The 12,220-nt window shown below is 66.5% G+C and carries 10 protein-coding genes; 6 read left to right on the top strand and 4 right to left on the bottom strand.

Annotated elements, in window-relative coordinates; translation table 11 throughout:
- Window positions 1-168: 168 nt before the first annotated feature.
- Complete coding sequence (locus D769_RS17255; RefSeq protein ID WP_024569555.1) at window positions 169-549, bottom strand: hypothetical protein; 381 nt, start codon at window positions 547-549, stop codon at window positions 169-171.
- Window positions 550-819: 270 nt separating this feature from the next.
- Here D769_RS17255 and D769_RS17250 point away from each other — a divergent pair, with 270 nt between their 5' ends.
- From D769_RS17250 to D769_RS17225, 6 genes are all read left to right on the top strand, one after another.
- A complete protein-coding gene (locus tag D769_RS17250) occupies window positions 820-1,614 on the top strand; it encodes an enoyl-CoA hydratase (RefSeq protein WP_008647432.1) in 795 nt (264 codons plus the stop codon).
- Between the two features lie 219 nt (window positions 1,615-1,833).
- The gene (locus D769_RS17245) at window positions 1,834-3,225 is read left to right on the top strand and encodes an FAD-binding oxidoreductase (protein ID WP_008647429.1); all 1,392 of its coding nucleotides are present in this window, start codon (window positions 1,834-1,836) and stop codon (window positions 3,223-3,225) included.
- Window positions 3,226-3,272: 47 nt separating this feature from the next.
- The gene (arfB, locus tag D769_RS17240) at window positions 3,273-3,677 is read left to right on the top strand and encodes an alternative ribosome rescue aminoacyl-tRNA hydrolase ArfB (protein WP_035884426.1); all 405 of its coding nucleotides are present in this window, start codon (window positions 3,273-3,275) and stop codon (window positions 3,675-3,677) included.
- A 220-nt stretch (window positions 3,678-3,897) separates the two neighbouring features.
- Window positions 3,898-7,092 (top strand): cytochrome P450, encoded by a 3,195-nt coding sequence (locus D769_RS17235; RefSeq protein WP_008647424.1) that lies wholly within the window; start codon window positions 3,898-3,900, stop codon window positions 7,090-7,092.
- Window positions 7,093-7,196: 104 nt separating this feature from the next.
- Window positions 7,197-8,405 (top strand): MFS transporter, encoded by a 1,209-nt coding sequence (locus D769_RS17230; RefSeq protein WP_008647423.1) that lies wholly within the window; start codon window positions 7,197-7,199, stop codon window positions 8,403-8,405.
- Between the two features lie 32 nt (window positions 8,406-8,437).
- Window positions 8,438-9,463 (top strand): GlxA family transcriptional regulator, encoded by a 1,026-nt coding sequence (locus D769_RS17225; RefSeq protein WP_017514981.1) that lies wholly within the window; start codon window positions 8,438-8,440, stop codon window positions 9,461-9,463.
- A 20-nt stretch (window positions 9,464-9,483) separates the two neighbouring features.
- Here the strand turns inward: D769_RS17225 and htpX are convergent, their stop codons facing one another.
- From htpX to D769_RS17210, 3 genes are all read right to left on the bottom strand, one after another.
- Window positions 9,484-10,362 carry a protease HtpX gene (gene htpX / locus D769_RS17220; protein WP_008647421.1) on the bottom strand — a complete coding sequence of 293 codons (879 nt, stop codon included), beginning with the start codon at window positions 10,360-10,362 and terminating at the stop codon, window positions 9,484-9,486.
- Window positions 10,363-10,473: 111 nt separating this feature from the next.
- Complete coding sequence (locus tag D769_RS17215) at window positions 10,474-10,857, bottom strand: hypothetical protein (RefSeq protein ID WP_008647420.1); 384 nt, start codon at window positions 10,855-10,857, stop codon at window positions 10,474-10,476.
- Window positions 10,858-10,981: 124 nt separating this feature from the next.
- On the bottom strand, window positions 10,982-12,220 hold a 1,239-nt coding region (locus D769_RS17210; protein ID WP_008647419.1), incomplete at its 5' end, for a hypothetical protein.

Below are 12,220 nucleotides of genomic sequence, written 5' to 3'. Positions count from 1 at the left end.
GGTCCAGCCGCTGCCGCCGGCAATCGCCGCGATACCCGCGCCGGCCGCGGCGCCAATTGCCGCGCCGGATACCGTGCCTTGCTGCTGCGGCGTCATGTTCGTACACCCAGCGGCGCCGACGATGGTCAGCACCACACCAAGCTGTTGAAGTCGTTTCATGGCATCACCTCACTTTTGGGGTTGCAGGCCGGGAATGACCATGTCGAACCAGATCGTCTCGATCACCGGCCGCGAAAGCTGGTCGGGGTGCGCCGCATACCAGTTATCCACACGTTGACGCACGGTATCGAGCGTATGGCCCCTGAGCCCCTTCGACAGACGGGGCATGATGCTCTGGGTGTCGCCGGGCGGCTTGTCAGCGTAGTAAGCCGATTCCACCTGGGCCAGATTGGCGATGCCCACCAGATAGGCCTTCTTCATCTGTTCGGTCGATTGTGTCCATTGCTTGCCGGTGACCAGTGGAATCTCCTGGGCCAGGGCGCTTTGGCCCATCGTCATCACGACACATGCCGTTGCCGTTGCTGCGAGCCAGCTCAGTCTTCTTGCCATTGCAATTTCCCTCCGCTGTTGTAGATACCGCACGGGGCTGGTGCGTAACACCATATTAGTCGCTGTTCCGGTGTCTGCCAGGTCACTGCGGGCGAATGAAAGTGCGCAAAAAGACGCGCACGGTGCCCAACCGGGCAGTGGATTCCAGCTTTGTTCTGGTGTCGAATAGGGGCTGGATGGTTCGCCGGCCGGATATCCGCCCGAGTTGACCTGACATTCCTGCAGGTCCGAACCTGGACACTCACCCCTTGACGGAGCGCAGACGTGGAAATGGAATCCGGCGGCAAGGCTGTTGACCCCTTCGTGTTACGAGAGACCCATGATGGCGTGGCAACGCTGCGGCTGAACCGGCCGCAGCAATTCAATGCGCTATCTGAAGCCATGCTCGAAGCGCTGCGCGTGGCCTTCGAGGACATCGCCCGGGATGACTCGGTACGTTGCGTCGTGCTGGCCGCCGAAGGCAAGGCGTTCTGCGCCGGGCACGATCTGCGCGAGATGCGCGGTCGCCCGGACCTGGCCTACTATCGCACGCTGTTCGCGCAATGCAGCGTGGTCATGCAGGCGATCCAGGCATTGCCGGTGCCGGTCATCGCGCGGGTGCACGGCATTGCCACGGCCGCCGGCTGCCAGCTCGTGGCGAGTTGCGATCTGGCTATTGCATCGGTCGCGGCGAAGTTCGCGGTGTCCGGCATCAACGTCGGCTTGTTCTGCTCCACGCCATCGGTGGCGTTGTCGCGCAATGTCTCGACCAAGCGCGCGTTCGACCTGCTCGTGACCGGCCGCTTCATTGATGCCGAGACGGCAGCGGATTGGGGCCTGATCAACGAGGCCGTGCCCGAGCAGGAGCTTGATGCCGCCGTGGCGCGCAAGGCGGAGGCGATTCTCTCCAAGAGCCCGGCAGCGATCCGCTACGGCAAGGCGATGTTCTATCGCCAGCGCCTGATGGAGCTGGGCGATGCCTATGCATTCGCGGGCGACGTCATGGCGCGGAACATGATGGAAGAGGACGCGGGCGAGGGCATCGATGCTTTCCTGCAGAAGCGTCCCCCTCGCTGGCAGCGATAAGGTCTGTCGGCCTGCGTGACCGAGTCGGGCGTGCGGATGTCCCTTTCACGCCGTCCCAACTTTGCAACGGGTCGTGCCAACTCGCGGCGTCGTTGCTACCCCGGACATTGAGACAATCCAGCGCCGATGCGGCTTTCCGCCCACTGGCGCGTGCCTTGCATGGATATCTCTTCCGGGTGCGAATTCCGAAGCCCCGGGCATGTTTGTGGAGGTACTGCCATGCCCAACCTGACCACTGATCATATCGACATGCTGCGCCACGCCGTGCGCGGCAAGGTGCTGCTCCCCGCCGATGCGGGATACGAGACAGCACGTACGGTCTGGAATGCCACCGTCGACCGGCGTCCGGCGATCATCGTCCAGTGTTCGGGCACAGCCGACGTGATGCAGGCCGTCGGCTTCGCGCGCGACCGTGGCCTGGTGCTCGCGGTGCGGGGCGGCGGGCACAACATCGCTGGCAGCGCGATCTGCAACGGCGGTCTCGTTATCGACCTGTCGCAACTGCGTACCGTCCACGTGGACCCACTCGAACGCGTAGCGTGGGTGAGTCCCGGCGCCACGCTCGCCGATTTCGACCATGAGGCGCAGGCGCAGGGACTGGCCACGCCGCTCGGCATCAATTCGACCACCGGCGTGGCTGGGCTGACACTTGGTGGAGGCTTCGGCTGGCTCACGCGCAAGTACGGCATGACTGTGGATAACCTGCTGGGCTGCGAGATCGTCACCGCTGACGGCACGCGTCACTGGACCGACTCGCGACACGAGCCCGAGCTGTTCTGGGCGTTGCGCGGCGGTGGCGGCAACTTCGGCGTGGTGACGCTTTTCCAGTTCCGACTGCATCCCGTGGGGCCGATGATCACGGCGGGCCTGCTGGTCTTCCCCGCGGTCGAGGCGAAAACCGTGCTCCGGCAATACCGCGCCTATGTGGAATCGACGATGCCGGAGGATCTCAACGTCTGGGTCGTGCTGCGCAAAGCGCCGCCGCTACCCTTCCTGCCGGCCTCCGCGCATGGCAAGGATGTGGTGGTGCTGGCGGTGTTCCACGACGGCGATCCGGCCGCCGCGGAGAAAGCGATCGAACCGCTGCGCAAGTTCGGGGAAACCGTGGGCGAACACGTCGGACAGATGCCTTACACCGCGTGGCAACAGGCCTTCGACGCGCTGCTTGGTCCGGGCGCCCGCAACTACTGGAAGTCGCACAACTTCACGCGGCTCGAGGATGGTGCGATCGACGCCATGACGGACTTCGCACTGCGGCTACCGTCGCCGCTGGCGGACATCTTCGTCGGGCAGGTGGGCGGCGTGGCCAATCGCGTGGCGCCCGAAGCCACCGCGTATCACCATCGCGACGCCCGCTATGTGCTGAACGTCCACGCGCGGTGGGAGCGTCCCGACGAGGACGCCGCCTGTATCGCCTGGGCGCGCGACTTTTTCCGCGCCACGGAAAGGTTCGCCACTGGCGGTGTCTACGTCAACTTCCTGACCGACGATGAAACCGCGCGCATCGGCGCGGCCTATGGCCCGAATTACGCCCGCCTGGCGCAGATCAAGCGCACCTACGACCCGCAGAACCTGTTCTCCACGAATCAGAACATCGCGCCGGCGTCCTGATACCGATTGCTCCACATCGTCGGCCACGCGTTGCTATGATGCGGCGCATGGCCGACGACTTTTTTATCCCGCATCAGGAGTACGACATCACCGCGATCCGCGCCCAGGGCGCGGGCGGGCAGAACATCAACAAGGTGTCGAACGCCGTGCATCTGCGCTATGACGTGCGTGCGTCGTCGCTGGAGCCCGATCACAAGGAGCGGCTGCTGGCGCTGCACGACCATCGCATCACGCGGGACGGCGTGGTGGTCATCAAGGCCCAGCAGCATCGCAGCCTGGAGTTGAACCGGGAAGAGGCAATCCGGCGGCTGCACGAACTGGTGCGCAGCGTGGCGGAGCCGCCGCGCGTACGGCGGGCCACGCGGCCGACGCTGGCGTCGCGCAAGCGCCGGATCGAGGCCAAGACCCAGCGCGGCCAGGTCAAGGCCCTGCGCGGCAAGGTGTTTGATTAGGGAATCGATCGGGCATTTGATGCCGGTAGCCGATCAGGTAGTTGGTTCGGTGTCGCGCGCCCGGGATTCGAACAAACATTTCAAACGGACGGGGCGGAGCGGACAGAAGTGCCGATTGGAGTGCATCCTCGGCGCCAAAGCGTTGACTTCGCCGCCGAATCTGGCGATTGTCGACGGCAGCTTTCCTGATGACATTCACGCGCGACAAGGCGCTTCCCCCATGTCCACTGCAACACCTGCCGCTGCCCTCGAGCCGATTCCCCGGGATCCGGGCTGGCCGATCTTCGGCAACCTGTTCCAGATCACGCCGGGCGAGGTCGGCCAGCATCTGCTGGCGCGCAGCCGCCACCACGATGGCATCTTCGAACTCGACTTCGCCGGCAAGCGCGTGCCGTTCGTGTCGTCGGTAGCGCTGGCCAGCGAGTTGTGCGACGCCACGCGCTTTCGCAAGATCATCGGACCGCCGCTGTCCTACCTGCGCGACATGGCCGGCGACGGCCTGTTCACCGCGCACAGCGACGAGCCGAACTGGGGCTGCGCGCATCGCATCCTGATGCCGGCGTTCAGCCAGCGAGCGATGAAGGCCTACTTCGACGTGATGCTGCGTGTGGCCAACCGGCTGGTGGACAAATGGGACCGCCAGGGCCCGGACGCCGATATCGCCGTGGCGGACGACATGACGCGTCTGACGCTCGACACCATCGCGCTGGCGGGCTTCGGGTACGACTTCGCATCGTTTGCGAGTGACGAACTCGATCCGTTCGTAGTGGCGATGGTCGGCGCGCTGGGGGAGGCGATGCAGAAGCTCACGCGGCTGCCGATCCAGGATCGCTTCATGGGCCGGGCGCATCGCCAGGCTGCCGAGGACATTGCGTATATGCGCAATCTGGTCGATGACGTGATTCGCCAGCGGCGCGTGTCGCCAACGTCGGGCATGGATCTGCTGAACCTGATGCTCGAAGCGCGCGATCCCGAGACGGACCGGCGGCTTGACGACGCCAACATCCGCAATCAGGTCATCACGTTCCTGATTGCCGGCCACGAAACCACCAGCGGCTTGCTTACGTTCGCGCTCTATGAACTGCTGCGCAATCCGGGCGTGCTGGCGCAGGCGTATGCCGAAGTCGACACAGTGCTGCCCGGCGATGCGCCGCCGGTCTATGCCGATCTGGCGCGTATGCCCGTGCTCGACCGCGTGCTGAAGGAAACGCTGCGGCTGTGGCCGACCGCACCCGCCTTCGCGGTGGCGCCGTTCGACGACGTGGTGCTGGGCGGCCGCTACCGGTTGCGCAAGGACCGTCGCATCTCGGTGGTGCTGACTGCGCTGCATCGCGATCCGAAGGTCTGGGCGAACCCCGAGCGCTTCGATATCGATCGCTTCCTGCCCGAGAACGAGGCGAAGCTTCCCGCCCATGCCTACATGCCATTCGGACAGGGCGAGCGCGCGTGCATCGGCCGCCAGTTCGCGCTGACCGAAGCCAAGCTCGCGCTGGCGCTGATGCTGCGCAACTTCGCGTTCCAGGACCCGCACGACTACCAGTTCCGGCTCAAGGAAACGTTGACGATCAAGCCCGATCAGTTCGTGCTGCGCGTGCGGCGGCGCAGGCCACACGAGCGGCTCGTGACCCGGCAGGCATCGCAGGCCGTTGCCGACGCCGCGCAGACAGACGTTCGCGGGCATGGGCAGGCGATGACCGTGTTGTGCGCATCGAGTCTCGGCACGGCTCGCGAACTGGCCGAGCAGATCCATGCCGGCGCCATTGCGGCGGGCTTCGACGCGAAACTGGCCGACCTCGACGACGCTGTAGGCGCCTTGCCCACTTCGGGCCTGGTCGTCGTCGTGGCCGCCACCTACAACGGCCGCGCGCCCGATTCGGGTCGCAAGTTCGAAGCAATGCTCGATGCGGACGATGCCAGTGGCTACCGCGCGAATGGAGTGCGGCTGGCGCTGCTCGGCTGCGGCAATTCGCAGTGGGCGACGTACCAGGCGTTCCCGCGTCGCGTGTTCGATTTCTTTATCACCGCAGGTGCGGTGCCGTTGCTGCCGCGTGGCGAAGCCGATGGTAATGGCGACTTCGATCAGGCGGCCGAGCGCTGGCTCGCACAACTCTGGCAGGCGCTGCAGGCCGACGGCGCGGACTCCGGCGGCCTCGGCGTAGACGTGCAGGTGCGCAGCATGGCGGCAATCCGCGCTGAAACGCTGCCGGCCGGCACGCAGGCGTTCACGGTGCTGTCAAACGACGAACTGGTAGGCGACCCGAGCGGTCTGTGGGATTTCTCGATCGAGGCGCCGCGCACGTCGACGCGCGATATCCGGCTGCAACTGCCTCCGGGCATCACGTATCGCACCGGCGATCACATCGCGGTGTGGCCGCAGAACGACGCGCAGCTCGTTTCCGACTTGTGCGAGCGACTCGATCTCGACCCCGATGCGCAGGCCACGATCTCCGCGCCACACGGCATGGGGCGTGGCCTGCCGCTCGACCAGTCACTGCCGGTGCGGCAACTGCTGACGCACTTCATCGAGCTGCAGGACGTGCTCTCGAGACAGACGCTGCGTGCGCTGGCGCGGGCCACGCGCTGCCCGTTCACGAAGCAGTCGATCGAACAACTTGCTTCGGACGACGCGGAGCATGGGTACGCCACGAAGGTGGTCGCGCGGCGGCTGGGTATCCTCGATGTGCTGGTCGAACATCCGGCGATCGCACTGACGCTTCAGGAACTGCTGGCGTGCACTGTGCCGATGCGACCGCGCCTTTACTCGATTGCATCGTCGCCGCTGGTATCGCCCGATGTGGCGACGCTGCTGGTCGGCACCGTCTGCGCGCCGGCGTTATCCGGGCGCGGGCAGTTCCGTGGCGTGGCGTCGACGTGGCTCCAGCATCTGCCGATCGGCGCGCGGGTATCCGCGTCGATCCGCACGCCGAATCCTCCGTTCGCCCCGGACCCCGACCCGACGGCGCCAATGCTGCTGATTGGTCCGGGCACCGGCATCGCGCCGTTCCGCGGATTCCTGGAGGAACGCGCATTGCGGAAGATGACGGGCAATGCGGTGACGCCGGCGCAGCTCTACTTTGGCTGCCGCCATCCGCAACATGACTGGCTCTATCGCGAGGACATCGAACGCTGGGCCGGGCAGGGTGTGGTCGAGGTTCACCCGGCGTACTCGGTCGTGCCGGATGCGCCACGCTACGTACAGGATCTGCTCTGGCAGCGGCGCGAGCAGGTCTGGGCGCAGGTACGGGACGGCGCGACGATCTACGTCTGCGGCGATGGCCGCCGCATGGCGCCGGCGGTACGCCAGACGCTGATCGACATCGGCAAGGCTCAGGGTGGCATGACCGACGAGGCGGCGTCCGACTGGTTTGGCGGTCTCGTCGCGCAGGGCCGCTATCGGCAGGATGTCTTCAATTGAGCCGCTGAGTTCCCGGTTGGCAGAAATCCGCTGAACGTTGTCAGTCGGACGGCTACGCCGACCCGTACGCTGGGTGCCATCCCCATTTCCCTTTCGGAGACGCGATGGCTTCCCACGCATTGCGGCAGGCGCGCGTGTTGGCGCTGTGCCAGGCACTCTATACCTCGGCGCTGTCCGTCGACCTGACATTGACCGGGCTGGTCGGCTACACCCTCGCGCCGAACAAGGCGCTGGCCACGCTGCCATTCGCGCTGATTACCGTGGCATCGGCGCTGACCGCCATCGCCGCGGCATTCCTGATCGAGCGGCTTGGCCGACGCCCGGCGTTCTGCCTCGGCGCACTGGCCTGCATGGCCGGTGGTCTGATTTCGGTGCTGGCGATCTGGCGGCACGACTTCGTGTTGTTTTGTCTCGGTACGGCGCTGGTCGGCGTGTTCCAGGCATTCGCGCGCTTCTATCGCCTGGCCGCCGCCGATGCTGCGCCGCTCGCCGAGAAGCCGCGCGCGATATCGGTCGTGCTGACCGGTGGGGTAGTGGCGGCGGTGTGTGGCCCCGCGATCGCGGCCTGGAGCGCTGACATGATGCAGCCGCTGCCGTTTGCCGGTTCCTACGCGGTAGTTGCCGTGTTTGGCGCGTTATCCGTGGCCGTGCTGGCGCTGGCCTATCGGGAACCACCGGCAGTGGCGCACGCCGAGGCAGCTGTGGATAACCTTCCGGCCCGGCCGCTCGGCGAGATCGTTCGCCAGCCTGTGTTCCTGGCATCGTTTGCGAACAACGGTATCGGCAACGCCGTGATGATGTTCATGATGACGGCCACGCCGATCGCGGCCGTCGCGTGCCAGCACACGATCAAGCAGGGCGCCCAGATCATCGAATGGCACCTGGTCGGCATGTATGCGCCATCGTTTTTCTCTGGCTGGCTGCTGCAGCGCTTTGGCAATCCGGTGATGCTGGTGAGCGGCATTGCGTTGTCGGCGCTCGCGGCCATCGTCGCGCTGTGCTCGACCACGCTGCCGGCTTTCTATCTCGCCCTGCTTTGTCTGGGCGTGGGGTGGAACTTCATGTTCGTCGGTGGCACGACGCTGCTGACCAGCAGCTACCGCCCGGCGGAGCGGGCACGGACGCAGGCGGCCAGCGAGTTTTCCACAGCCGCGCTGACCGCGCTGGCCACACTGGCGGCGGGGCAGGTGTTGAACCAGTGGGGTTGGCAGGGCGTGAACCTGGCGGTGCTGCCGGCATTGGCCGTGGCGCTTGCCGTGACGCTGGCGTGGCAGCGTCAGGAGCGGTTGGCGCCGTCGGCGGCGGGCGTATGATCGGCGCATCCGCGCCCAATCACTTGCCCCCCATGCACCCAGCCCCCGAACCGCCGCGCGTTGTGGTCATCGTCGCGCCCGATCCTGCGCAGGAACTCGACGTCACCGGGCCGACCGCCGTGTTCGGTGCCGCCAACAAGCTGTGCGGCCGCGAGTCGCCGCCCTACGACCTGCACGTGGTCAGCGTCAGCGACGATGCCATCGTGCGTACGGAGAGCGGTCTGCGCATATTGGCGGACGCGCCGTACCACCGCATCGTCGAGCAGGTGGGCAGACCGATCGACACGCTGCTGATCTCGGGTGGCTCGGGCCATGCGCGGGCCGCCGAGGACGAGCGGCTGATCGGCTGGCTACGTACGCAGGCGACGCAGGTGCGGCGGATGGGCGCGGTTTGCACCGGGGCGTTCGTGCTGGCCGGTACGGGGCTGCTCGACGCGCAGCGCGTGACCACCCACTGGCGTCATGCCGAGCGGCTGGCCCATCGGCACCCGCAACTGGATGTCGATGCCGATCCGATCTGGATTCGCGCGGGGCGCTTCTATACCTCGGCCGGTGTCTCGGCTGGCATGGACCTGTCGCTCGCATTGGTCGAGGAAGACCTGGGGCACACGGTGTCGCTGGACGTCGCGCGGGATCTGGTGCTGTTCCTCCGGCGTCCGGGCAATCAGGCGCAGTTTTCGACGGTGCTGCGGGCGCAGGCGGCGCAAAGCCCTGAACTGCGAGCGTTGCAGACATGGATTGCCGATAACCTCGGCCGGGACCTGTCGGTTGGCGTGCTGGCAGAGCAGGTGGCGATGAGTCCGCGCAACTTTGCGCGGGTCTTCGTGAAGCAGGTGGGAGACACGCCCGCGCGCTATGTCGAGCGGCTTCGCGTGGAAGCGGTGCGGCGTCTGCTGGAAGGGAGCGATCGGCGGCTGGAAGCCATCGCGCATGTCACCGGATTCGGCAATGCCGATGTCATGCGTCAGGCATTCCAGCGCCATGTGCAGACGACGCCCGAGCGATACCGGGCGGCATTCCGCGGGGAAGGGCAGGCAGTGGCGCTGGCGGCCGCGTAGCCACCAGCGCTCTGCGGGGTTTAGTGGGTGCCTTGCAGGGCCGCGATGCGCGATTCGATCGGCGGGTGACTTGCAAACAGCGCCAGCCACGACTTGCCGCCCGAGATACCCATCGCCTGCATGTTCTGCGGCAGGCCGTCGGCGTCCAGACCACCCAGGCGGCGCAATGCCGCCACCATCGGGCTCGGCGTGCCGAGCAGCTTCGCCGCGCCGGCGTCGGCACGATATTCGCGATGACGCGAGAACGTGGCGACGATGACGCTGGCCAGGATGCCGAAGACGATCTCGCAGACCACCACGGTGACCATGTAGCCGATACCGGGGCCGCTCGACTCCTCGTCATTGCGGCGCAGCCACGAATCGACGAAGTAGCCGACCACGCGTGCCATGAAGATCACGAACGTGTTCACCACGCCCTGAATCAGCGTCAGCGTGACCATGTCGCCATTGGCGATGTGGGCCACTTCGTGCGCGAGCACGGCCTCGACCTCGTCGTGCGACATCGACTGCAGCAGGCCCGTGGACACAGCCACCAGCGAGCCGTTTTTCGACGCGCCGGTAGCGAATGCGTTGGGCTCGCCATCATAGATCGCCACTTCAGGCATCGGCAGGCCGGCGCGCGTGGCCAGCTTCTCGACGGTCTGCACGAGCCAGAGCTCCGTGCTGGTGCTCGGGTGGGTGATGACCTGGGCGCCGGTCGACCACTTGGCGATGGTCTTGGACATCAGCAGCGAGATAAACGAGCCACCGAAGCCCATCAGCGCCGCGAATGCCAGCAACATTCCGAGGTTGAGGCCGTTCGAGGTCAGGAAGCGGTTCACGCCCAGCAGGCTGGCCGTGACACTGAGGACAAGCATGACGGCGAGGTTGGTCGCCAGGAACAGAAAGATACGTTTCATGGATGTGGGGCGAGACTAGGAAGAACGCGGACGGGCCGCAAGCGCGCGGCCCGCTGGATGCGAACTGCGCGATAAAGGTGCGCGCGAAGCAACCTTCGCGCGAAAGCGGGATCAGCCGCGCGGCGGGCGCGGCAGCAGAGGCAGGTCGGGGTCCGGCAGGGCGATGCGGGCGTACTGCGGCACCGCGCCACGGCCGGTTGCGGTTGCCATTCGCGGAAGCGGCGCGGGCAACAACTGCTCGGCGAAATCCGCGCCCGGTGGCGACGGTTCCGCATTATCGGCAGGGTGGGAGGACTCTTGAGTCGTGGGCGCCGGCATATCACCGGGATCGCCAACATCGGCGATAGCGGTAGCATCGGTCGCCACGGCGAGCGTGGCCCGAGCGACGTCGGCGACATCGGCCGTCTGATGCACCTGCGCCATGCCGACGCCTGCCGCGGACGTGCCGAGACCTGCCCATGCCTGCAACGGCAGGAAGGCAAGCAGCACAATCATCAGCAGTAACCGGAACGGTTGCACGAGAGGTCGGGGCGCGGGTGACGTAAAAGACAAAAAGACTGGCGTCGATTCTACAGGATGGCAAGGTCTGCCGCAGACGGTCGTCCGCGCCACGGCATCACTATCCGACGATTCTCAGCGCGGCGCGTGTGCCCCACCATGCCGCTTCCTCGAACACGGAGAGGCCGCTCAGGTCGGCATGGGCAAACAGGATGCGGCCGCCGGCCTCGCGCAACGCGTGGATGCCCGCGTTGCCCAGAAAGCCCGGCACCGGCGTGGCCATCGCGTGACCGCGTGCCGTGATCTCGACGGCGTCCGCATGGCGCCAGAATTCGCGGCCATAGACCGCGCGAAGATCGGACACGGCCAGATCCATCAGCGCGGCCGGGTCGGCATCCGCCAGCCATCGCCTGACGGCATCTGGCGATCCCCCGGCAGGCGCGCCGGATTCGGCGTCGAGCGGACAGTAGGCCGTGAACGCGGTGTGCGCCGGACGTGCCTGGCGGATCCACTGGTGCGTGGCCACGACGTAGCCGAGGCCGCGCGAGCCATGCACGACGTTGTCCCACGCCAGCGGCACGCCGGCGGCCTCCTGCGGAAACCCCCGCAGGTGGAACGATGAAACCAGCCAGGGCGCGTGATACTGCAGATGTTGCGCCGGGTCGAAGCCGAGCGGCTTCAGCGGCACGACGTGCGCGGCGACGTGCAGCGGCATCGCGCAGATTACGCGCCGCGCCCGAATGCGAAAGAGCGCGGGCGGCTGTGTGACGCCATCGGGCCAGTGCGCGCACAGCACACTGACGCCCTCCGACGTTTCGTCGATACGCACCGCCATGCCCGCGCGCCGCCATGGCTGGCCGGCATTCATCCGCGCATCGATCTTCGATGTCAGCCGCGTCACCATGCCGTGCAATCCGTCAGGCCATGTCAGCACCGCGCCATCGGCGGCATTGCTGGCATGGCCGCCACGGCTGGCGAAGTAGTGCAGGCCTGCCCAGGCGGACACGACATCGGCCCCCGCGCCGTAGTCGTCACGGCAACAGTAATCGGCGTACCAGTGCAGCGTTGGTGCGGTAAAGCCTTCGGCTTTCAGCCATTGCCGGAAGGTCTGGCGATCGAGCGCCGTCCATGCCGGGTCGCGCGAGGATTCGGCGATCGGAATCGCAAATGCCTTGCGGCCATCGCTGCCGGTGGCGTGGCGCAGCGCCTCCATGCGGGTGAGGAAGCGTGCGTGCTGCGCCTCGTGATCGTCATGATCGGGCAGCAGGCCGTCCTGCCATTTTCCGTCGAAGAACAGCCGCTCGTCCGGCGCGTGCACCAATGCACGTTCGTCGAAACGTGGGCGCGCATCGAACGGATC

Source organism: Cupriavidus sp. HMR-1, assembly GCF_000319775.1.
GTDB lineage: Bacteria > Pseudomonadota > Gammaproteobacteria > Burkholderiales > Burkholderiaceae > Cupriavidus > Cupriavidus metallidurans.
This window is presented reverse-complemented; position numbering and strand designations above follow the sequence as displayed.